The organism is Nonomuraea sp. NPDC050394 (assembly GCF_044459065.1).
Taxonomy (GTDB): domain Bacteria; phylum Actinomycetota; class Actinomycetes; order Streptosporangiales; family Streptosporangiaceae; genus Nonomuraea.
Genome location: NZ_JBITIO010000008.1, coordinates 437,841 through 459,048 on the forward strand (window position 1 = coordinate 437,841; position 21,208 = coordinate 459,048).

The window sequence follows — 21,208 nt, forward strand, 5'->3', positions numbered from 1 at the left end:
ACATCGCCGTGGGGCTTGCGGGCGCTACGGCCGGCGCGCATTGTCGGACTCATGGCGGCCGACCTGCTCCCCCTCGCGCTGTCGCGCCCCAACGAGGCGCTGGAACGTGCCCGCCGGCTGCTGGCCGACGATCCGGGCCCGTACGCCGCCTCGCTCGCCCGGCAGGCGATCGGCATCGTGCTGCGCGAGTTCGGCGACATCGAGCAGGCGGTCACGGAACTGCGCGCGGCCCGGCGGCTGGCCAGGAAGTCCCGCTCGGCGGAGCGGGAGGCCGACGTCCTGGCCACGCTCGGCGTCGCGCTCGTCTTCGCCGGGCGCACCGCCTCCGGCCGCACCGCGCTCAACACCGCCGTGGGGCTGTCCGCCGGCCTGACCCACGGCCGCATCCTGCTCAGGCGCGGCGGCGTGCTGCTCGTGCTGGGCCGGCACCGGGCCGCGCTGGCCGACCTGAACGCCGCCATCTCCGTCCTGCGCGGGGCCGGTGACCTGCTGTGGGAGGCCCGCGCCCGCACCGAGCGGGCCTTCTGCCACCTCGCGCTGGGCGCGCCGGCCCGCGCCGCGGCCGACCTCGGCCGGGCCGGGGAACTGTTCGCCCAGACGGGGCAGGAGCTGGAGTCGGCCGACGCCACCGCCAACCACGGCGTGCTGGCGCTGCGCGTCGGCGACCTGCCCGCCGCGCTCGGCCACTTCGACGCCGCCGCCCGCCACTACGACCGGCTCGGCGCGGTCGACGCCAACCTGAGCCTGCACCGCTGCGCCGCCCTGCTGACCGCCGGGCTGCCCGAGGAGGCGCTGGCCGAGGCGGACGAGGCCATCGAGCGGCTGCTCGGGACACGCGGGCAGCGCTCCAAACAGGCCGAGCTCATGCTGACCGCGGCCGACTGCGCCCTCGCGGCGGGCCGTCCCGCCGCCGCGCTGGAACGTGCCGAAGGCGCCGCCCGTCTCTTCGACCGGCAGCGGCGCCGGTGGTGGCGGGCACACGCGCGGCTGGTGATGGTGCGGGCCGAGTTCGCCGCGGGGCCGCCGACGGGCGCGCTGCTGCGGGCGGCCGGGGCGTGCGTGCGCGAACTGGCCACGCTCTCCTCGCCGCACCTGCCGCTCGGCCACCTGCTGGCCGGGCGGATCGCGCTCGCGCTGGGCCGTACCCGCGTGGCTCGTGAGCACCTCACGACGGCGGCGCGGGCGCGGCGGGGCGGGCCCGCGCAGGCACGGACCACGGGCTGGCTCGCCCACGCCCTGCTCGCGCAGCTCGAAGGCGACGCGCGGGCGCTCCTGCACGCCTGCGGCCGCGGCCTCGCCGTCATCGACGAGCACCGCGGCACCCTCGGCTCCTCGGAACTGCGCGCCCAGGCCACCGCGCAGGGCGCGGAACTGGCCGCGCTCGGCCAGCGCCACGCCCTGCGCGCGGGCCGGCCGAGGATGTTGCTGACGTGGAGCGAGCGGTGGCGGGCCGGCGCGCTGGCCGTCCCGCCGGCCCGCCCGCCCGACGACCCCGGCCTGCAGTCCGACCTCGCCGCGATCCGCGCGGTCGCCGGACGGCTGGCCGACGCGCACGCCCGCGGCCTGCCGACCGCGCTCCTCCAGGCCGAGCAGGTACGGCTGGAGCGCGCGGCACGGGCCAGAGCGCTGCGCGCCCGCGGCGACCGGATCGCCTGCCCGCCCTTCGACCCCGGCGGGCTGCTGGCGGCGCTGGGCGGGGACCTGCTGCTCGAACTCGTCGAGGTCGACGGCCGCCTGCACGTCCTGCTGTGCGGCGGCGGCCGGGTCAGGCGGCTGCCCGCGGGCCCGCTGGAGCAGGCGGCGCGGCAGTTGCACCTGGCCAGGTTCGCGCTGTCGCGCCTGGCCCACGGCCGCTCCACGCTCGCCCCCGCGGCGCTGCTGAGCCAGCTGGAGAGCGCGGGAGCCGAGCTGGAACGGCTGCTGCTCGGCGCGGCCGGCCGGGCGCTCGGCGACCGTGACGTGGTGATCGTGCCGCCCGGCCGCCTGCACGGGGTGCCGTGGAGCATGCTGCCGTCGCTGCGCGAGCGTGTGGTGAGCGTGGCGCCGTCGGCCGCCTCCTGGCTGCGCGCCCGCGAGCCGGGCGCGGACGGCGAGGGCGTGGTGCTGGTACGCGGGCCCGGCCTGGCCTCGAAGGGCGCCGAGGTGCCGAAGATCGCCGCCGGGCACGCCGGACCGGTCGTGCTGGAGGACGGGACGGCGACCGTACCGAGGATCCTGGCGGCGATGGAGGGACGGCGGCTGGCGCACATCGCCGCGCACGGGACCTTCCGCGCCGACAGCCCGTTGTTCTCGGCGCTGCGCGTGGACGACGGGCCGCTGACGGTCTACGACCTGGAGCGCCTGCGCCGTCCGCCGCGGCAGGTGGTGCTGTCGAGCTGCGAGTCGGGGCGGGGCGCCGCGGCGGGCGCCGACGAGCTGCTCGGGCTGGTGGCCTGCCTGGTGAAGCTGGGCACGGCCGGGGTGGTGGCCAGCGTCGTCGCGGTCAACGACGCGGCCGCGGTGCCGCTGATGGTCAGCCTGCACCGGGAGCTGCGCGCCGGGGCGGCGCTGCCCGCCGCGCTGACCGCCGCCCGCCGCGAGTGCGCCGGTGACCCGGTGGCGGTGGCGACGGGGTGGTCGTTCCAGTCGTTCGGAGCGGGCTGACACAACTCCTTACGGCCTAAGGTATCATGGTCGCAGATAATCGCTTATGCCGTAAAGAGATAGGGGACATCTCATGCCGAACGCGACCCTCCACGACGGGCAGACCATCGAGTTCGAGACCCACGGAGACGGGCCCGCCCTGCTGCTGCCGGCCAACCCGCACCCCGCGCGGGACGCCGCCAAGGCCGAGGAGGCCGCCAAGTGGGGCGCCGACCTCTCACTCGGCCACCACCTCGTCCAAGGGCTGAGCGAGGGACTGCGCGTCATCGTCTTCGACTACGAGGGGCACGTGCTGAGCCGGCCCAAGCCCGAGACGCTCACGCCGGACAACCTCGCCGGCGACATGCTCGCCGTCGCCGACGCGGCGGGCGCCGCGACCTTCGCCTACTACGGCTACTCCTGGCTGGCCCTGACCGGGCTGCAGCTCGCCATCCGCACCGACCGGCTCTCCGCGCTGGTCATGGGCGGGTATCCGCCGCTCGGCGGGCCGTACGAGGCGATGCTGGCCGTGACCATGGCCACGTACCGGATGGCGCTGGAGGCGCCCGCCGAGCCCGCCGAGCCCGCCGAGCCGGGGGACTGGTCGAGTGCCACGATGACGATGTCGCCCGCGCAGACCCGGCAGTTCGCCACGCTCTACCAGGCGTTGAAGGGCTTCGACGACGCCGCCGTCCAGGAGCGGGTGACCTGCCCCCGGCTGGCCTTCGCCGGGTCCGGCGACGTGATCGAGTACGGCCCGGCGTGGGGCGACACGGTCGTCGACATCGCCGGGCCGTTCAGAGGGCGGCGGGCGGAGATGGAGGCGCACGGCTGGGACGTGCGCCTGCTCGACGGGCTCGACCACATGAGCGCCATGCAGGCGTCCGCGGTCGTGCCCCTCATCCGGCCTTGGCTGGCCGCCGCCCTCTGAGTGAACTCAGCGGTTGACGTGAACCTTGCCGAACTCGACGGCCGGGGTGCCGCCGGCGAAGTTCCGGTCCACCTCGGCCCTTTCGGCCGCGTTCGGGTTGGGGTTGGTGCAGCTCGTGCCCGCGCTCGAACCCGACATCAGGTCCGTGCAGCGGCCGGTGCGGCGGTCGGGCAGGCCCAGGATGTGGCCGATCTCGTGGGTGGCGATGCGCAGCGCGTTGTGACCCTGCGCGGTGGCCTGCCGGCCCATCCAGATGGTGCCGCGGCCCAGGCTGGTCGGCAGCGCCCGGGGCCAGCCGTTGTCGGCCAGGACGGTGATCTGCGCGGGGGTGCCCGGGACGAGGCGGACGTTGACGACGCTGCTGTTCCAGATCTGCGCCGCCTGGTCCACCGTGGCCCGGAACTCCTGCGCCCGGCTGGCGTCGTAGCGCAGCACCCGCACCACGGAGCCCTGCGCGGGCGAGCTGAGCAGCAGGAAGGTGAGGGAGAGGACAAGGGACAAGGACAGCCGAAGGATTCGTGACATGGATCCTCCTCAAAGTGGGGGGTGCTGTCACGGTAAGCGGCTCTTGCTCTCCAGGGGGCCCCGCCAGATTGCCCCTATCACCGTGTTATGCCCGGCGCGGTTCGGCGGCGCGGAAGGCCGCCACGCACACCAGAAGTGCCGCCGCGAACACCGGCAACCAGGCCACACGGGCCACCACCCAGCCCGATTCGAGAGGCGCGGTGTGCAGTCCCGGCAGGGGTCCCGCCGCCGCCAGGCCCAGCGCGGTGACCGCGATCATGGCCGTCTGGTGCCACAGGAACACCGTCATCGCCGACAGGTTCGCCAGCGCCACCGCCGCCCACGCCGCGGGACGGCGCAGCGCCCGCGTCAGCGGGCCGTGGGCGAGCAGCGCCGCCCCGCACTGGGCCAGGCCGAAGGCGACGGCGGCGAGGGTAGGAGGGTTCAGGTTGGAGATCGCCGCGCCCGGCACGCCCACCATGGACGCCGGATACCCGCCCCAGACGACGAGCGCCGCGGCGCTCACCCCGCCACCCACCAGCAGAACCCAGGCGGCGCTCGGGCCGCGCAGACCGCCGCGGGCCGCGCCCATCACCCCGTGGGTTCCGACCGGGCTCAGCGTGCCGCGGGTCCAGGCGGCGCCCAGCGTGTACGGCACCAGCCAGCCCGCTGCCAGGTTGACCCAGCCGAGCCAGTCCGGGGCGGCCAGGCCGTACCGGAGCAGGTCGATCATCGCGACGACGGCCAGCGGCCACACCGGGTGCAGGCGGACGGCCAGCGGCGTGGCCGCCGTCAGCGCCGCGAACACCAGCAGGAACCACAGCGGCGAGACCACCAGCCGCACCAGTGCCGTCACGGTCTCGAGCTCGGCCCCGGCCACGAGCATGCCGCCCGCCGCCACGCACCACACCAGCAGCACCGGCACGACAGGACGGCTCAGCCGGGCCAGGCGCGCGCGTATCCACGGCCCGTAGCTCGCGGCCGAGGCGTAGGACTTGGCCGCGGTCATGCCGCCGACCAGGAAGAACAGTGCGAGCGTCTGGAACACCCAGGAGATCGGCGTCAGCTCGGGCACGGCCTTGAGCGGGCTGGTCACCCGGACCGAGCCGCTGTCGACGACCAGCGCGGTCACCAGCCAGTGGCCCAGCACGACACCAAGGATGGCCAGGGCGCGCAGCCCGTCCACGGCGCGGTCGCGGCCGGGCGGGGTGGCCGCGCCGATGCGCCCGGACAGCGTCGGCTCAGACGTCATGGCCGGACACGATCGCGGAGATGGCGCGCAGCGAGGGCGTGCCGGCGTTCAGGTAGTCGCTGTGGGCGGCCGCGCCCGCGGGGAAGATCCGGGCGCCGAAGCCGGGCGAGACCGGGTCGGCGCCCAGGCCGAGGGTGGCGAAGGGCAGCCTGACGCGGGTGTGGGGCACGCCGGAGATCCAGTCGCGGGCGCCGCGCCCGGCCCAGACGTCGGCGGTGGTGCGCAGGGCGGCGGCGGTGTCCGCGCCGGTGCCGGGGCTGCCGTACAGGACGATCGCCTCGACGGGCAGGCCGGGCGCGGCGCTGCCGCAGACGACGGCGCCGTAGGAGTGGCACACGAGCGAGATCCGCGCGCCCGGTTTCGCGGCACGCAGTTCGCGCACGAACGCGCGCAGGCCGGGCGCCGCCTCGTCGGCCAGGCCGGTGGTCAGCACCTGCGCGCTCACGGTGGCGGGCGTGCGGTAGCCGACCCAGGCGACGACGGCCCCGCGCTCGCCGAGCCGGGCGGCCAGCCGGGTGGCGCCGCCGTAGAGGCGGCCGTAGGTGTCGAGGTCGGTGTCGGAGCCGGGGACCAGCACGGCGATCGTCCCGGCGCGCGACAGGTCGCCGAAGACCTCGGCCGTCCGGCCGCCGTCGCGGCCGTCGAAGGACAGGAACGTGCGGCCCCGGCCCGCCATCGCCCGCAGCGCCGCGGCCCGGGAGGGGTGCCCCGCCGCGGCCGCCGACCGCTCGGCCGCCAGGACCGAGGTACGGCTCGCCGCGTACCGACCGGCGAGGACGGCGGGATCGGCCGAGGACAGCGGCGGCTGGGCGGCGGGGACCGGGGCGGGCACCGCCGACGAGCCCGCCGCCCCCGAGATCGGTACGGCCACCGCCGCGGCGACCAGTGCGCGCAGCAGCAGCCGGTTGATGAAGGGCATGCCGGAAATCTAGGTATCGGCCCAGTTCGCCGGCGTCCCGCTGAGGAGTGGATCTTCGCGTGACCCTCAGGTACCATCCGCGCGCTGTTCGGCGTCGCGCAGGACGGCGAGGGCCGCGGTGGCCAGTCGTTCCGGTAGCTCCTCGGGGTCGTTCCTGGCCAGCAGCATCCAGGCCAGCACCGTCCCGCCGAACATCGCGTGGAACAGGTTCATGTCCGGCAGGCGGGCCAGCTCGCCCCTGCGTACGGCCTGTTCGAGCATCGCGGTGTTGCCCAGGCGCTCCGGCTCGATGAAGGCGGCCACGAAGCGGTCGGCCAGGTCGGGGTCGGTGCCGACCTCGCCGAGCAGGCCGATGAGCGCCTTGGTGGCCGGGCCGCTGAGGTGGCCGACGATGGTGCGCGCGAGCTGTTCCAGGTCGCCGCGGAGCGTGCCGGTGTCGGGGATCGGCAACTGCTCCCCGTGGATGGCCACCGCGAAGACCATCTCCTGCTTGGAGGAGTGCCGCCGGTAGATCGTGGCCTTGCTGATCCCGGCCCTGGCGGCGACCTCGTCCATGGTCAGCCGCGCGTAGCCGACCTCGCCCAGCAGTTCCAGCGTGGCCTTGGCGATGGCGGTGTCGACCCGGCCCTCGCGGGGGCGGCCCATCCGTTGCGCTTGTTCGTGCACTGTGCCACTATACGACACCGTTAGATTCGAAACTATCAGTTTCATAAGGAGGCGCCGCATGTACCGATCGCGGATCGTGATCGTCGGAGCCGGGTTCGCCGGCTTCCACGCCGCCCGTACGCTGGCCCGCAAGGCCGGAGCCGAGACCGAGATCGTGCTGGTCAACCCGACCGACTACTCGCTGTACCTGCCGCTGCTGCCCGAGGTGTCCGCCGGAGTCCTGGACCCGCGCCGCATCGCGGTGCCGCTGACCGCCTCGCTGCGCGGAGTGCGCGTCGTGCTCGGCACCGTCGACCACGTGGACGTGCCGGCGGGGCGGGTGCGCTACCGCGACCCCGAGGACGTCCACCGCGAACTGGACTACGACCGGCTCGTGCTGGCCGTGGGCGGCGTCAACAAGATCCTGCCCATCCCCGGAGTGGTCGAGCACAGCCATGGCTTCCGCGGCATCCCCGAGGCCGTCTACCTGCGCGACCACGTCACCCGCCAGATCGAACTGGCCGCCGAGGCCGAGTCCGCGGCCGAGCGCGCCGCCCGGTGCACGTTCGTGGTGGTCGGCGCCGGCTACACCGGCACCGAGGTCGCCGCCACCGGGCAGTTGCTGACCAGGTCGCTCACCCGCCGCCACCCGCGCCTGCGCGATCAGCCGGTGCGCTGGCTGCTGCTCGACCTCGCGCCCCGCGTGCTGCCCGAGCTGTCGGCGCGGTTGTCGGCGAGTGCCGAGCGGGTGCTGCGGCGCAGGGGAGTGGAGGTGCGCACGGGCGCCTCCGTCCAGGAGGCGACGCGCGACGGCGTGCTGCTCACCGACGGCGAGTTCGTGCCCACGCGCACCATCGTGTGGGGCGCCGGGGTACGGCCCGACCCGCTCGCCTCCGCCCTCGGGCTGGAGACCGTGCGCGGGCGCATCCTCGTGGACGAGAACCTGGCCGTGCCCGGCCACCCGGAGATCTTCGCCTGTGGCGACGCGGCGGCCGTACCGGATCTGACCAGGGACGGCGAACTGTGCGCGATGACCGCCCAGCACGCCGAGCGCCAGGGCAGGGCGGTCGCCCGCAACGTCGCGGCCTCGCTCGGGTACGGCAAGCCCCGCCCCTACAAGCACCACGACCTCGGCCTCGTCGTCGACCTCGGCGGCATGCAGGCGGCGGCCCAGCCGCTCGGCGTCCCGCTGACCGGCTTCCCGGCCAAGGTCGTCACCCGGGGCTACCACCTGATGGCGATGCCGGCCAACCGGATCAGGACCGCCGTCGACTGGTTCCTGGACGCGGTGCTGCGGCGGCAGAGCGTGCAGTTCGGGCTGGTGCGCTCGCCCGCGGTTCCTCTCGATTCGGCCGATCCGGAGTTGCCTGCCCGGATCCCCGCGGCCGACCGGCCCGCCTCTCCATGACCAAAGACATCCGCATCGTTCCCCTCCACCGCCGGCCGCCGGTCCGGCGGCGCGGGGCCTGCCCCCGCGGCGGCCGGACGGCCACCGGCTCCGGCTCGGCCGCGGGGCGGGGCCGGTGCGTGTCCGGGGCGATCCACAGGCCGGCCCGGCGCCGGGGTGAGGTCTTCCGTCCCGCGCGGCCGGAGGGTGCCGCCGGTGGTCGTGCCCGTCGGCACGGGCCCCGGTCATGACGATGGCCGGTGCGGCCACCCACGGTCACTACCTTCGCAGACATGGTCAATGCGGTCATTACGGCATGGAAGGCTGATGTCCTATGAGTACCGTCGAGACCCTCCTGGCCCACCCTTATCCGCTGATCCGCGGTGGCGGGCTCTTCCTCCTGTTTCTCGGCCTCGGCTTCCTGCTGAGCTGGATCTTCCGCTCGCGCTGGCTGGTCTTCGTCATCGGCGGCTTCGCCACCGGCCTGACGGCCAGCGGGCTGAGCGCGCTGCTGCCCTCGCTCGGCAAACCCTCGTTCATCCACATCGCCGGCCTGGCCGGCGCCATCGTGATCGAGATGGGGCTCATCTACCTGGTGCTGACCCGCTACAAGGACGCCGGCGAGCGCACGCTCATCCTGTCCATCCTGCTCGTCGTGGGCGTGCACTTCCTGCCCATGGGGCTGGCGCACGGGCCACTCATCGTGGTGCTCGGCCTCCTGCTGATCGTCAACGCCTTCATCGGGCTACGGGCCCAGCAGGTGCCCATGCGGGTCTTCGGCATCGCCGACGCCCTGCTCAAGATCGGTTTCGGGGCCGTCATGCTGCTGGCCTACCCGGCGCTCACCTTCACCTGATCTATTGACCTGGTAGGAAACATTGGGACCCTGGAGGTAGGGCGCTCGGGACCCCTGATCCCACGGTCTATCCCCTTGCCCCGCGACGCTGCCGCGGGGCCGCCCGAGAAACTCGCCAACGTCGCCGCCTACGACCGCAGGCCGAGCGGCCCGACGCGATCACCGTCCTCGACACCAACCCGGCTCGGCCACGAACGACGCAGAGCCGATCGCCCGGGATAAGGTCGTGACGGCTGTCGACAGCGGGGAGGCGTTGTGGAGACGGTCAGCACGGCTGAGCTTCCGGCGAAGGAACGGTTCGCCGTCTGGCGCGAGGTGAGTGCGACGCGGTGGCTGCCTGTCGTTGCCGGCTGTGACCCGCACCTTGAGAGCACGTTCCAGGTCCAGGCCGACTTCAGCGAGCTCGGCCCCGTGCAGATGGTCTTGATGACCACGACGCCGCAGTGGATTCACCGCACGCCCAAGCTGATCCGCCGATCCGATCCCGAGACGTTCCTGGTGACCTGTACCGTGCATGGCCGCGTATGGACCGAGCAGGACGACCGGCACGCCGAGCTTCATGTCGGTGATCTGTCCCTGCGTGACAGCTCACAACCCTGCCTGACCCGGCTCACGCCGAGCCGGCAGGCGGCGCAGATGGTGTTCCTGCAGTTTCCTCGCGCGTTCCTGCCCTTCCCGCAGCGAGACTTACGGGAGCTGATGGGGCTGCGCATCCCGGGCGATCAGGGCGTGGGCGCGCTGTCCTCACAGTTCCTGCTGCACCTGGCCCGGCACCTGCACACGTTCAGCCCGGCCGACACGGCCCGGTTGTCCGTCTTGACGCTGGACATGCTGACCGCGGCGCTGGCCAGCGAACTGGACGCCCACAGCATGGTGCCACCGCACACCCGGCAGAGCGCCCTGCTGGCCGAAATCCGCGCCTTCATCCTGGCCAACCTCGGAGACGCGCACCTGAGCCCGGATGCGATCGCCGTGGCGCATCACATCTCGCGACGCTATCTGCACAAGCTGTTCCACGCGGACGGGCACACCGTCGCCGCCTGGATCCGTGAGCGCCGCCTGCGGCAGTGCCGGCGTGATCTAGCCGATCCCAGGCTGGCCGCCCACCCGATCGGCGCCATCGCCGCCCGCTGGGGATTCACCAGCCCGGCGCATTTCAGCCAGGCCTTCCGCAGCGCCTATGGACTCTCCCCACGCCAGTTCCGGCAGCAATACCCCGGAGCGCGCTGACCCCAACCCTCGGGCTCACTCTGACCGCCGCTACCCGGCGGGCCCTTTGGCCTGTTTCCGCGCGAGTTCCGACGGCAGTGCGCCACCGTGCGCGCTGACTAAAGAGGTGTGCGCTCTCCCGGAAGACGCGCACCGGACCGGACTTGCATCCTCAAAGTGCGGAAATGGTCCTCCTCCGCATGGATGCGGCGCGTTCTGGACCGTGTGCTTCGCAGGCGGCCCACATCCGTGTCATCGCCGACATGGAGTTTCCGGCACCGGCGCACGCCGGCAAAAAGGAAAGGAGGAGCGTGCCAAGCCCGGCTTTAGCTGCCCGCAAAGCGTCCGCAGACTTCAGCAAACGACAGAAAGGAAATGACATGAACATCTCGCGGAAACTGTCGAAACTCGCGGTCGTAGCCGCGGTTATGCTCGCGTTGGGGCTATTTACGGCCCCAACCGCGGCCACCGCCGCTGAGGCAGCCGGACGAGGTACGGCCGAACAGGCGGCGGTTTCCGCCTGCCGGAGCGACGGCCCCAACATGTACTACTGCGTCACGGCCATACCCAACAACGTGTTCATCCCGTGTCCAGCCAGAAACATCTGCCTCTACACCAACGCTGACTGGACCGGGATGCAGGTCAGGTGGCCGGCGGGCCAGTACCACCCCAACTTCGCCATCATCCGCTGCCCCAGCGGATACTGCGACGGGGGTGACCTCAACGGCGATTTCAACGACGAAGTCTCTTCCTGGGCCAATAACCACACCGGGTACGAGTACTGCGTCCGGACCGACGCCGGCACGGGAGGCCGTGTCACCGCCATGCCCTCCGGTACGCAGGACAACTGGATCGCGGCTGGATGGAACGACGTTATTTCATCGCTGTCCAGCTCCGGCTGCTAGGAGAACTGCCGTCTGATCATAGGTGCGCAGCGGTGCCACACCGCTGCGCCGTACACGCCTCAACCCGCTCCACCGCAGGCTCGGCACCGCTCACCTCACATCGCAACCTGCGACGCGCCAGGCGAATAGGCGGCGCGACGTGCCAGTTCCCCGGCATATCGGCCCCGCCCCCTCGTCACGCAATCTCCGCAGCGCGGACGCGAATGCTTCCAAGAGACCCGCCTGCGAATCCAAACGGTTTCCCCGACCATTTGCACGCCTTCTAGCCGTGTCAGCAAAAACGTACAAGGAAGGAGTCCCAATGAGGCCTACCTCGAAACTGGCTACATTCTCCACCGCGATAGTCATCGCGACGGCGATACCGGGTATGGTCCTCGCCACACCCGCACATGCGAGGTCGAACGCTGCCCCTTCCGCGCTGAGAACATCGGGCAGCGACGCTGATCCGCTGTCCAGCCTGGTGAGCTGCAGTTTCGGAGACACGTTCACCGTTACCGGCAACTGGCACGGAATCGGCGGCGACGGCCCTGGTGTCGTGTACGCGGAAGCGGCCACCCTCAGCTGGAATCTGCGTAACGGGCCCAACCCAGGTGCCCCGGAGATCAGCTTCCTCTATCGGTGACCTCCGGCCTCGCCCGTAACTACCATCACGAGACCACCTCGATCAGCAGGATCCGGTCATCCCCACGATGGCCTGGGCCATGAGGCGGCTGGTAGCTGGGCATGGCAAGCGCATAGGCCCGAACCTCTCGCCAACGGCCAGGATGCGGCCGGTGCCCCGGACATGCTGGCCAAGCTGGTGACGATCTACGAGCGGGTGCTCGGCGCCGAGCACCCCGACGCCCCGGGCGTCCGGCGGGTGCTCGGCCACTGGACCGGGCGGGCGAAGGACGGACCTCGGACCTGGGCCCGGAAGGAGGCGAGGGTCACCCGCAGTCACGGGCGGAGCGGCCGGGCCGCGCGGGCCAGCCGGCCCAACACACTGCCGGGACGTGCCCTCACGCCGCTCAGCCCGTCCCCTTCTCGGCCGCCGCGGCATCCCCGGCGCCCCCCGGCGCGCCGGGGGCCGCGGCATCTTGCGGTTTGCGAACGCTCACCTCGACCCCGGCCAGAATGCCGCGCATGCTCGCTTCGGCCCCCGGCAGGAAGGCGGGCCCTGGCCACGGCATGGGCTGCATCGCCATCCATCCCGGCAGCACGGGACGAAGATACCGACGCTCGCTGCCACACCGCGTCTGATCAGGACGGCAACCATCACATCGCGAACCAGAGCCACCAACCCAAGTCACCAGCAGAGTCCTTCCGTGTCCGGCAATGGAAGCCGCGCGACGCCGACGGCCGCATCCTGGCCTACCCGCATCTGAGTTGATTAGTAATAATCTAACTAGTAATGTCATGACTATGAAGCCGACGGAACGACGTTCAGCGCTCGGGTTGGTCGTATTGGTGGCACTCCACGAGGAGCCGATGCACGCCTACCGCATCCACGCGCTCATCAAGGCCCGCGGCAAGGATCGGCTCGTCAACGTTCGCGGCCGGGCGAGCATCTACCAGGCCATCGATCGGCTGCAACGGCTCGGGCTCATCGCCGTTCGCGAGAGTGGCAGCGTCGACAAGCGGCCCGAACGCAGGGTCTACGAGATCACCAAGCAGGGCCGCGAGACCACCGGCCACTGGCTAAAGGAGATGCTCACCGAGACCGGCAACGAGTTCCCGGAATTCCTCGTCGGCGTCTCCTTCCTCACCGTGCTCACTCCTGAAGAAGTCCAACGGGAGTTGACCAAACGCGCCCAACGCCTGCAAACAGAACTCGACGCGCTCGACGCGGCGTTCCAGCAGGCCGGCGACGTTCCGCGCGTCTTCATGCTCGAAGAGGAGCTCCGCCGCGCGAGCGTCAGGACCGAACTCGGCTGGATCGGGTCCGTGCTCGACGACCTACGTACCAAGCGCATCAGCTGGAACGACCAGTGGCTGATGGAAATCGCGGCCAAGTACAACTACCAGATCGACGATCGGGAGGAGCCCGAGACATGACCACCCCCCACGAGCACGTACCAGTTCTCATCGTCGGGGGCGGCCTCGTCGGCCTGGCCACCTCGATGTTCTTGTCCCGGCACGGCGTGCGCCATCTGCTCGTCGACAAGCACCCCGAGGTCACGCTGCAGGGCCGAGCGCGGGGCATCAACCCACGCACGATGGAGATTTACCGCGCCTTCGGAGTCGCCGACGCCGTGAACGACGCGGGCACGCCGTTCGCGAACGATGCCGGCGGCGTGCGCTGTGAGACCGTGGCCGGTGAGTGGCACTGGCTGTTCCCGCCGGAGCTGCCGCGCGCATGGCCCGAGCACACGGCCGGAACGTTCAACCTGGCCGACCAGAACGCCGTCGAGCCGGTCCTGATCGAGGCCGCTCAGCACAACGGCGCCGAGCAGCGCTTCGAGACCGAGCTGACCGCCTTCGAGCAGGACGACGACGGCGTCACCGCCACGATCCGGGACCGGAAGACCAACGAGACAAGGACACTCCGCGCCGACTACATGGTGGCAGCCGACGGGCGGCGGAGCCCGATCCGGGAACGGCTCGATATCGCCAAGCCTCTCCAAGGGCCGACGCTGAACTTCGTCAGCGTCATCTTCAAGGCCGACCTCGACCAGATCATCGAGCGGCGCGCGATCCTGTGGCTCATCGTGAACGAGAAGGTCGGCGTCACCCTTCTCGCCACGACCGCCGAGCACGGCCGCTGGGGGCTCGGCATCGGCTACGACCCGGCCACGCAGTCGCCTGACGACTTCACCGCGGAGCGCTGCGCCGAGATCATCCACGGTGCCCTCGGCCGCGATGACATCCCCGTCGTCGTGGAGGACGTGACCCCGTGGACGCAGGAAGTGTCGATCGCCGAGACGTTCCGGCAAGGGCGTGTCTTCCTCACCGGCGATGCCGCGCACACCTGGTCGCCTGCCGGCGGCATCGGCGCCAACACCGGCGTCCAGGATGGCCACAACCTCGCCTGGAAGCTCGCCGCGGTGCTGAACGGCTCGGCCGCGCCCGCCCTGCTGGACAGCTACGAGCCCGAACGCCGGCCGATCGCCCAGACCCTTGCCGAACTCACCGAGCTGCGGCAGGCCAGGCGCTCCGGTCACAATCCGGAGCATGATGAGATCGACGACCTCCACTGGGCACTCGGCCAGCGCTACACCTCGCCGGCGGTGCTCGGCGCGCGGTACGATACCGTGTTCGGCGACGTCCTCGACCTGCACGGCCGGCCCGGTACGCGGGCGCCGCACCTGTGGCTGGAGCGGGACGGCGAGCGCATCGCGGTGCACGACCTGTTCGCCCACTCGTTCGTGCTGCTCACCGGCGCGGACGGCAAGGCCTGGCTGGACGCTGCGGACAACGTCGAGGTATACCGCATCGGTACGGCGGGCGAGAACGTGGAGCTGGTGGACGTCGAGTCGGAGTTCGCCCACCGGTACGACCTGGGAAGCGACGGCGCGGTGCTGGTTCGGCCGGACGGCTACGTGGCCTGGCGCGCCGAGCCCGGCACCACCGACCCGGGCGGCGCACTCCGCGATGCCCTCGCCACGATCCTCGGCCAGTCATAGCGGGCACGAACCGTTCGGTCGGCAGTGGCCGCAGAACCCCATGCCTGGCCGGCTGTTGCGCATGCTCCGCGACCACGACGCCGAGAACGCGCTCGCCAGCGGCTGCTGGAGGTATGTCTCGTCGGTGCGTTGAGGCTTCCGCCACCAGGGCGGTTCGGCGACGGGCTCGGGGTCGTTCAGGTGGTCGCCGCGGGTCAGGCGTTGCCCGCCCGCTTGTGTCCACGATGGAGCCGTTCCGGGGAAGGAAGGGCTTTAGGGGGCATTCCAGGGATTGCCCTGATGCCCTCCCCGGGTGAAGATCGACAATATCAGCGCGTGAAGATCGCAAGGTTGTCGGTTCTGGGCGCCCCTCTGCTGTTGTGCGCTTACGGCGGCATCAGCCTGCTGGGGCTGGCGGACGGCCGGTACGGGCCGGGTCCGGACTGGCAGATCGCTCACGCGCTGGGGATCGCCGGCATGGGGTTGTTCGCCTGTCTGGCCCTCGGTATCCGCCTCCTTCTTGCCCCCGGCCTGGCCAGGGAGATGGCCGTGGGGGCCACCCTCATCGGAGCGACGACCTCGATCGTCCAGTTCGCGGCTGACATGGTGTACGGCGTGCTCGCCGACGACAGGGCGGGAATGAATGCGCTCAGCCGCCAGGTCCGCGCGCTGCCGGGCGTTGACCTCGTCTTCTACCAGGTAGGCCCGCAACTGCTCTTCGCCGGGATGATCGTGCTCACCTTCATCCTCGCCGTGAAAGGCACGCTGCCCTGGTGGAGTCCGGCACTCGTCCTGGCAGGCAGCCTCCTGCCTCTCGTGACGCTGGGCCTGATCCCGGTGAGTGCGTTGTGCTACTTGATCGCGTTCCTGCCCCTCCGAAGGAAACTGTGACGGGGGCACGGCACTGGCGACCTGACGTAAATCGAACCGTCGCGGTCGAGGTGGCGGCGGACGATGATGCGGCCGAACCCTTTGACGCCGTCATTGTCGAGGTCGGCGTGTGCTTCGAGAGACAATCTCCGCAGGGCGCCGCGATGCGACACTGATCCACAGGGTCATCTAGTGCTCGCGGCAGGGCGATCTCGATCGAGGTGGTGTACTTCATCAAGCGTTCCCGCCGGGGGCGTAGAACGCGGTGGTGGCCTTGACGGCGGCCGCCACGTGATCCGGATCGCCACCGGCGGCCAGGTGAGCTTCGCCCCATGCCGCAGCGCTGCGCCGCACGAACTCGCGCCCCGTGGGCGAGGTCTGAAACTCCTCGTGATCGAGGGTCTCGCCGTCTGCCAGGAACCGGGCCAGGGCGAGGAGATGCAGGTCCCAGCCCACACCGCCGGCACCGGGACCGTAGGTCGGGAACATGGGCTCCCCGACGGCCGCCGCATGGACCAGTTCAAGCTCGGTGTCCCCGGCAGGGCCCGGGGACAGGCGCACCTCGACCTCGCTCGTGCCCGGCCACTCGTCGGCGTCCGGCCCGAAGAGCCAGGACACCCGCAGCAGACGCGGCGGCTCGCACCGGAGGATCTCCCCGTGCTCACCGCCGTCCAGCTCGAACGACCCGCCGAGCCGCAGGTCTCCGGTGACCGACTTCAACCAACGGCCCAGCCGCTCAGGGTCGGTGATGGCGTTCCACACGTCGTCGACCGGCGCGTCGTAGCGACGCCGCAACTCCATCGTGTACGCGTCGCCGGCGGGCAGGCTCGCTGTTCCCATCGTCCGGCGCGCAGCGGCCAGTTCGTCCAGCACGTCCTTCATGTCATGTTCCTTTCACCTGGCGGATAGGGCTTGCCGGCGTCGGCGCCGTGTCGGGCTGCCGGCCGGCCCGGGACCGGGATGCGCGCCTGCCCCGGGCCAGCTCAGTGCCCAGGGCATCGAGCCGCTGATCCCAGAGCCCGCGAAACCGGTCCAACCACACGTCAACCTCGCTGAGCGACGTCGGCTCGACGGCATAGAACCGGCGAGCCCCCTCGGCCCGGACCGACGCGAACCCGTTCTCACGCAGAACGCGAAGATGCTGGGAAACCGCCGGCTGGGACAGTGCGAACTCAGCCCGGATCACGTCCGTGATCGCCCCAGAGGTCTGCTCACCCTCGGCGAGCAGCTCCAGAATGCGCCGGCGCACCGGCTCGCCGAGGATGTCGAACGCGTGCACAATCACAAATATACCAGGCTGGACTTATATAAGCCAGAGCTGGTATTTCCAGGTTTCCTGGCGTCCTGCTCCTGAAGCCGGCCGCGGCCCCAAGGTAAGAAGACGCTGCGGGCCGAAGATCCCGCGCAAGCACTCCGAGACGGTCGCGTTCGCCAAGGGGGAGGCGCAGGATCTCCTCGGGGCGGCCGACGCCGATCACGGCCGGGAACGGCTGCGGACCGCAGCGCTGATCCGGCTGCTGTTGCAGACCGGCGCCCGCATCTCCGAGGCGGTGAACGCGCGGATCGATGATCTGGGGTTCAGGCCGAGGATGTCGAGCAGTTCCGGCTCGTGCGTGTGTGGTGATGCAGTGCGCGATCCTCGTACTCGTCGCGTTCCGGCACATTCGGAACGCTGTTCACGCGAGCTCCGCAGGTCCCGGGGCGACACTGACGCAGCGTCATGACGGCCCGAGCGTCGCCGGGATCAGTGTGCCCGGGCGGGAGGTCCGGGCCGTGGGGTCAGCGAGGGGCGTCGGTCTCCGGCCAGGCCGTGGTCGCTCGCTCAAAGGTGACGCAGGCGGGTGCGGATCTGGGTCGCGGCGGGCGCGTCCAGATCGCCGAGGATGGCGTGGGCGTCCTGCCAGAAACGGCGGGCCGCCGCGAGGTTGCCGCCCGCATGGTGGAGGTCGCCGATGTCGGCTAGCGTGCCGGCCTCGCCGTAGCGGTCGCGGAGCCGTACGAAGAGATCGAGTGCCCGTTGCCGGCAGTCGAGGGCCTTGACCCGGTCGCCGCGGTCCTGATGGATCTCCCCGAGGCATGACCAGGTGTGGGCCTGGTAGGTGAGGTTGCCGAGCCTGTGGTGCATGGTCAGGGCCTGTTCGCAGGACTCCAGTGCCTGGCCGTGGTCTCCGAGCCTGCCCTGGTACCAGCCGACGTCGGTGAGGGCGATCGCCTGGCCGTACTCGTGCCGGATCTGCGTGAAGAGGCGCAGGGCATCCTGCGCGGCGGCCAGCGCTTCCCGGTCGTGGCCGCCCTGGAGGCCGTACAGCAGGTCGCGGTAGTAGTGGGTCCACGCCTGACCGGCCGTGTCCCCGGCGTCGGCGGCCAGTTCGAGAGCGCGGCGCAGGTGCAGGTGGGCTTCGTCGTGGTGGCCGAGGTCGATGTAGGAGGATCCCAGCTGGCGATGGGCCCTGGACAGGGTCGTCGTCTCGCCGAGGCGCCGGGCGGCGTCCAGCGCGGCGTGCTGGGCGGTGTTCCTGTTGTGCCAGTGGCCCTGCCGGTGCAGGAAGACGTCCTGTGTCCAGGCCAGGTGGCACGTCTCGCGGTCGAACCCGTGGCCGGCCGCCTGGCCGATGGCCGCGAGGAGCACGTGCCGCTCGGCACCGAACCAGGCGATGGCCGCATCGGCGTCGCCCAGGTCCTCGGCCTGGACGCCCGGCGCCGGTGCGGGGAGGGTGATGGTCTCTCCGTGCTGGAACAGCAGGCGGTCGGCGCGGTGCGCGGTGCGGACGTAGTGGTCGAGTGTCCGCCCGAGGGCCGCCTGCCGCTCCTCGGCGGGCTCGTGGTCGCCGGCCTGCTCACGGGCGAACGCGCGCAGCAGGTCGTGGAAGGCGTACCGGCCGGGGACGTGCTCGTTGATCAGATGGGCCCGGGTCAGCTCGGCGAGGAGCGGTCGTACGCGGGCGGGTGGCAGGCCGGCGGTGGCGGCCGCGGCGCCAGAGGTGAGGTCGGGGCCGGGATGGAGGCCGAGCAGCCGGAACAGGCGCGCCGCAGGGTCGCTGAGTCCGTGATAGGACCAGGAGAACACGGTACGCGCGTTGCTGGCGGCGTCGCCCCCGTCGAACCCGTCGAGACCCCCGAGCTGGGCCGCAACCGAGGCCAGCGGGAAGCGCGGGTTGGTGGCGGCGCGCGCGGCGACGATCGCCAGAGCCAGGGGCAGCCCGGCGGCCTTGCGGACGAGTTCCCTGGCCGCGGATCGCTCGGCGCGCACGCGCTGTTCGCCGAGCCGGCGGATCAGCAGGTGCTCGGCCTCGTCCTCGCCGAGCAGGCCGAGCCCGAGCGGACGGGCGCCGGCCGCGACCAGGCCGGGGAGCTGGTTGCGGCTGGTCACGAGCACGAGGCAGCCGGGCGCGCCGGGGAGCAGTGGCACGACCTGGCCGGCGTCGCGGGCGTTGTCCAGGAGTACCAGCGTGCGCGTGCCTGCGAGCACGCTGCGGTAGAGGCCGGCCTGCGCCTGCAGCCCGGCGGGCACGGCCTGCGGCGGCACGTCCAGCGCGTCGAGGAATCCTCTCAGCGCGTCCGCCGGCGCCAGCGGCGTGCCGGAGGGGCCGAAGCCGCGCAGGTTGACGTAGAGCTGGCCGTCGGGAAAGCGGTGGGCCACCTGGTGCGCCCAGTGGAGCGCGAGGGTGGACTTGCCGATGCCCGGGGCGCCGGTGACGGCGCAGACGACCGTGCCGCTCCGCCGTTCCAGCAGCCTGTCCAGTTCCGCGAGCGCGGGCGCGCGTCCGGCGAAGACCTCGGTGCCGGCGGGAAGCTGGCGCGGGACGATACGGCGGGCCGCCGACGTTGGCACGGCCGGGGACCTTCCGGCCAGGAGCGCGGCGTGGACGTGCTGGAGTTCGGGTCCCGGTTCCGTGCCGAGCTCGTCGCCGAGCCGGGCGCGGATCATCGCGTACCGCTCCAGTGCCTCGGCCGGGCGGCCCAGCCGCTCGAGGACGGTGAGCAGGCGTACCCACAGGGACTCGCGCAGCGGATGCCGGCCGGTCAGCTCGGTCAGCTCGGCCAGGGCGACGGTCAGGTCGGCGGGCCGAGCGGTGGTCTCCAGCGCCACCAGGTCGACACGCCGCTCCAGCGCGGCGAGATACCGCTCCTGGAGCCGGGTGGCTTGCGTCTGTTCCAGCCATTCCGACCGGATGTTCGCGAACGGCACGCCCCTCCACAGCCGGAGGGCCGCCACCAGGTCATCGCGTTCGGCCGCCTGGCCGGAGGCGGTCGCCGCCCGGTCAAGCAGCCGGACGAACCGGACGGCATCCACCTGATCGGGCTCGACCAGCAGCGCGTACCCACCGGTGCGGGTCTCGATCAGGTCGCCGCCGAGCAGGCGGCGCAGCCGGCTCACGCTCGTCTGCAGGTTGGTACGGACGTCGACGGCGGATTCCTCGCCCCACACCGCTGTCGTGAGCCTGTCCACGGACACCGGCGCGCCGGGCGAGAGCGCCAGCACCGCCAGCAGCGTCGGCAGCCGCCCCGCGGGCAACGTGAGCACCCGGCCGTCCACCACGACGCGCAACGGTCCCAGCAGGCAGATCTCGAGCGTCATCTCACCCGGGGGCTGGTCATGTCGGCATGGTAGAGGACTTTTGGCGATGTTTCAGCGTGGACGGGTTTCCTCGTCTCCATCCCGAATCCAGAGGAGTCGACATGAACATCGTGACCTCGGCGGACGGCACCCCGATCGCCTACGACCGCGCGGGAAGCGGCCCGGCCGTGATCCTCGTGGGCGGTGCCCTCACCAGCCGTGCGCAGGGCGTGGGGAACAACGCGCCGCTGGCCGCGGAGTTGTCCGCGCGTTTCACCGTGTACAACTACGACCGGCGTGGGAGAGGCGACAGCGGCGACACCCGCCCGTACGCCCTGGAACGGGAGATCGAGGACATCGAAGCTCTGGTCGCCGAGGCGGGCGGGACCGCGTGCCTGTACGGAGTGTCCTCCGGCGGCGGTCTGGTGCTGGAGGCCGCTGCGGCCGGCGTCGCGGTGTCCCGGCTCGCCGTGTACGACGTTCCCTACGCCGTCGCCGATCACGTGTACCGGCGGACCAGCGCCTATGTGGATCGGCTCGGGCCGGTGTTGACGGCGGGGCGTCTCGGTGACGCCCTTGAGCTGTTCATGCGGCTGGCGGGCTCGTCGGAGGAGGAGATCGAGGGGGCGAAGGCCTCGCCGTACTGGACTCCTTTGCTGCCCCTCGCGCACACGCTCGCCTACGACGCGGCGGCCGTGAACCACTACCGGCCGCCCGCCGGCCGCCTGGCGAAGATCACGCGACCGGCGCTGGTCGCCACCAGCGGGGTGAGCCCGGACGCCCAGGCGGGCATGGGCGGGCTGCCGTCCGACTTCTTCGACCGGGCCGCGGAGGCGATCCGCGCGAGCGTCCCGCACGCGGAACGCCGGGTGCTCGCGGGGCAGTCGCACGCGCCGGACCCCGCCGAAGTGGCGGCGATGCTGACCTCGTTCTTCCGGGACTGACACCCCCTGTCAGCGGGCAGGCTCT

At 71.8% G+C, this 21,208-nt stretch carries 17 protein-coding genes; 10 read left to right on the forward strand and 7 right to left on the reverse strand.

The window, feature by feature from the left end:
- Positions 1 to 51 precede the first annotated feature (51 nt).
- Both ACIBKY_RS30990 and ACIBKY_RS30995 read left to right on the forward strand, forming a co-directional pair.
- Entirely contained in the window at positions 52 to 2,643 is a 2,592-nt protein-coding gene (locus ACIBKY_RS30990) for a CHAT domain-containing protein (protein ID WP_397102025.1), read from the forward strand.
- A gap of 73 nt (positions 2,644 to 2,716) precedes the next feature.
- Complete coding sequence (locus ACIBKY_RS30995) at positions 2,717 to 3,553, forward strand: alpha/beta fold hydrolase (protein ID WP_397102027.1); 837 nt, start codon at positions 2,717 to 2,719, stop codon at positions 3,551 to 3,553.
- Between the two features lie 6 nt (positions 3,554 to 3,559).
- Here the strand turns inward: ACIBKY_RS30995 and ACIBKY_RS31000 are convergent, their stop codons facing one another.
- The 4 genes from ACIBKY_RS31000 to ACIBKY_RS31015 all read right to left on the reverse strand — a co-directional run bounded on the left by ACIBKY_RS31000 (position 3,560) and on the right by ACIBKY_RS31015 (position 6,894).
- Positions 3,560 to 4,078: a snapalysin family zinc-dependent metalloprotease gene (locus ACIBKY_RS31000; RefSeq protein WP_397102029.1), complete on the reverse strand. Its 519-nt coding sequence runs from the start codon at positions 4,076 to 4,078 to the stop codon at positions 3,560 to 3,562.
- 85 nt (positions 4,079 to 4,163) lie between these two features.
- Positions 4,164 to 5,309: an acyltransferase gene (locus tag ACIBKY_RS31005; RefSeq protein WP_397102031.1), complete on the reverse strand. Its 1,146-nt coding sequence runs from the start codon at positions 5,307 to 5,309 to the stop codon at positions 4,164 to 4,166.
- On the reverse strand, positions 5,299 to 6,228 hold the full coding sequence (locus ACIBKY_RS31010) for an alpha/beta hydrolase (protein ID WP_397102032.1): 930 nt from the start codon (positions 6,226 to 6,228) through the stop codon (positions 5,299 to 5,301). The genes ACIBKY_RS31005 and ACIBKY_RS31010 overlap by 11 nt, the downstream gene beginning before the upstream one ends.
- Positions 6,229 to 6,294: 66 nt before the next feature.
- Positions 6,295 to 6,894: a TetR/AcrR family transcriptional regulator gene (locus tag ACIBKY_RS31015; RefSeq protein ID WP_397102034.1), complete on the reverse strand. Its 600-nt coding sequence runs from the start codon at positions 6,892 to 6,894 to the stop codon at positions 6,295 to 6,297.
- Positions 6,895 to 6,952: 58 nt separating this feature from the next.
- Between ACIBKY_RS31015 and ACIBKY_RS31020 the strand changes: the two genes are divergently transcribed.
- The 7 genes from ACIBKY_RS31020 (at position 6,953) to ACIBKY_RS31050 (ending at position 15,702) form a co-directional block, all read left to right on the forward strand.
- Positions 6,953 to 8,281: an NAD(P)/FAD-dependent oxidoreductase gene (locus ACIBKY_RS31020; RefSeq protein WP_397102036.1), complete on the forward strand. Its 1,329-nt coding sequence runs from the start codon at positions 6,953 to 6,955 to the stop codon at positions 8,279 to 8,281.
- Between the two features lie 313 nt (positions 8,282 to 8,594).
- Complete coding sequence (locus ACIBKY_RS31025) at positions 8,595 to 9,116, forward strand: DUF6609 family protein (protein ID WP_397102038.1); 522 nt, start codon at positions 8,595 to 8,597, stop codon at positions 9,114 to 9,116.
- A 255-nt stretch (positions 9,117 to 9,371) separates the two neighbouring features.
- On the forward strand, positions 9,372 to 10,346 hold the full coding sequence (locus ACIBKY_RS31030) for a helix-turn-helix domain-containing protein (protein WP_397102040.1): 975 nt from the start codon (positions 9,372 to 9,374) through the stop codon (positions 10,344 to 10,346).
- 164 nt (positions 10,347 to 10,510) lie between these two features.
- Entirely contained in the window at positions 10,511 to 11,230 is a 720-nt protein-coding gene (locus ACIBKY_RS31035) for a peptidase inhibitor family I36 protein (protein WP_397102042.1), read from the forward strand.
- A 1,401-nt stretch (positions 11,231 to 12,631) separates the two neighbouring features.
- Positions 12,632 to 13,264 (forward strand): PadR family transcriptional regulator, encoded by a 633-nt coding sequence (locus ACIBKY_RS31040; protein ID WP_397102044.1) that lies wholly within the window; start codon positions 12,632 to 12,634, stop codon positions 13,262 to 13,264.
- On the forward strand, positions 13,261 to 14,832 hold the full coding sequence (locus ACIBKY_RS31045; RefSeq protein ID WP_397102046.1) for an FAD-dependent monooxygenase: 1,572 nt from the start codon (positions 13,261 to 13,263) through the stop codon (positions 14,830 to 14,832). Before ACIBKY_RS31040 ends, ACIBKY_RS31045 begins: the two co-directional genes overlap by 4 nt.
- 315 nt (positions 14,833 to 15,147) lie before the next feature.
- On the forward strand, positions 15,148 to 15,702 hold the full coding sequence (locus ACIBKY_RS31050) for a hypothetical protein (RefSeq protein WP_397102048.1): 555 nt from the start codon (positions 15,148 to 15,150) through the stop codon (positions 15,700 to 15,702).
- A 213-nt stretch (positions 15,703 to 15,915) separates the two neighbouring features.
- Here ACIBKY_RS31050 and ACIBKY_RS31055 read toward each other — a convergent pair whose 3' ends face one another.
- The 3 genes from ACIBKY_RS31055 to ACIBKY_RS31065 all read right to left on the reverse strand — a co-directional run bounded on the left by ACIBKY_RS31055 (position 15,916) and on the right by ACIBKY_RS31065 (position 20,260).
- Positions 15,916 to 16,563 carry an SRPBCC family protein gene (locus tag ACIBKY_RS31055; RefSeq protein WP_397102050.1) on the reverse strand — a complete coding sequence of 216 codons (648 nt, stop codon included), beginning with the start codon at positions 16,561 to 16,563 and terminating at the stop codon, positions 15,916 to 15,918.
- A 1-nt stretch (position 16,564) separates the two neighbouring features.
- Positions 16,565 to 16,960, reverse strand: coding sequence for an ArsR/SmtB family transcription factor (locus ACIBKY_RS31060; protein ID WP_397102052.1), 396 nt, complete (start codon positions 16,958 to 16,960; stop codon positions 16,565 to 16,567).
- 543 nt (positions 16,961 to 17,503) lie between these two features.
- Positions 17,504 to 20,260 (reverse strand): BTAD domain-containing putative transcriptional regulator, encoded by a 2,757-nt coding sequence (locus ACIBKY_RS31065; RefSeq protein WP_397102054.1) that lies wholly within the window; start codon positions 20,258 to 20,260, stop codon positions 17,504 to 17,506.
- Positions 20,261 to 20,361: 101 nt separating this feature from the next.
- On the opposite strand from ACIBKY_RS31065, the gene ACIBKY_RS31070 reads away from it, so the two are divergent.
- Complete coding sequence (locus ACIBKY_RS31070) at positions 20,362 to 21,183, forward strand: alpha/beta fold hydrolase (RefSeq protein ID WP_397102056.1); 822 nt, start codon at positions 20,362 to 20,364, stop codon at positions 21,181 to 21,183.
- The last annotated feature ends 25 nt before the right edge of the window (positions 21,184 to 21,208 follow it).

Excerpts from the sequence above, each read along its gene's own strand:
- ACIBKY_RS31070 (WP_397102056.1), top strand. The coding sequence starts at position 20,362 with ATGAACATCGTGACCTCGGCGGACGGCACCCCGATCGCCTACGACCGC.
- ACIBKY_RS31010 (WP_397102032.1), bottom strand. The coding sequence starts at position 6,228 with ATGCCCTTCATCAACCGGCTGCTGCTGCGCGCACTGGTCGCCGCGGCG.
- ACIBKY_RS30995 (WP_397102027.1), top strand. The coding sequence starts at position 2,717 with ATGCCGAACGCGACCCTCCACGACGGGCAGACCATCGAGTTCGAGACC.
- ACIBKY_RS31020 (WP_397102036.1), top strand. The coding sequence starts at position 6,953 with ATGTACCGATCGCGGATCGTGATCGTCGGAGCCGGGTTCGCCGGCTTC.
- ACIBKY_RS31045 (WP_397102046.1), top strand. The coding sequence starts at position 13,261 with ATGACCACCCCCCACGAGCACGTACCAGTTCTCATCGTCGGGGGCGGC.
- ACIBKY_RS31025 (WP_397102038.1), top strand. The coding sequence starts at position 8,595 with ATGAGTACCGTCGAGACCCTCCTGGCCCACCCTTATCCGCTGATCCGC.
- ACIBKY_RS31035 (WP_397102042.1), top strand. The coding sequence starts at position 10,511 with ATGGTCCTCCTCCGCATGGATGCGGCGCGTTCTGGACCGTGTGCTTCG.
- ACIBKY_RS31000 (WP_397102029.1), bottom strand. The coding sequence starts at position 4,078 with ATGTCACGAATCCTTCGGCTGTCCTTGTCCCTTGTCCTCTCCCTCACC.
- ACIBKY_RS31005 (WP_397102031.1), bottom strand. The coding sequence starts at position 5,309 with ATGACGTCTGAGCCGACGCTGTCCGGGCGCATCGGCGCGGCCACCCCG.
- ACIBKY_RS31055 (WP_397102050.1), bottom strand. The coding sequence starts at position 16,563 with ATGAAGGACGTGCTGGACGAACTGGCCGCTGCGCGCCGGACGATGGGA.
- ACIBKY_RS30990 (WP_397102025.1), top strand. The coding sequence starts at position 52 with ATGGCGGCCGACCTGCTCCCCCTCGCGCTGTCGCGCCCCAACGAGGCG.
- ACIBKY_RS31040 (WP_397102044.1), top strand. The coding sequence starts at position 12,632 with ATGAAGCCGACGGAACGACGTTCAGCGCTCGGGTTGGTCGTATTGGTG.
- ACIBKY_RS31065 (WP_397102054.1), bottom strand. The coding sequence starts at position 20,260 with ATGACGCTCGAGATCTGCCTGCTGGGACCGTTGCGCGTCGTGGTGGAC.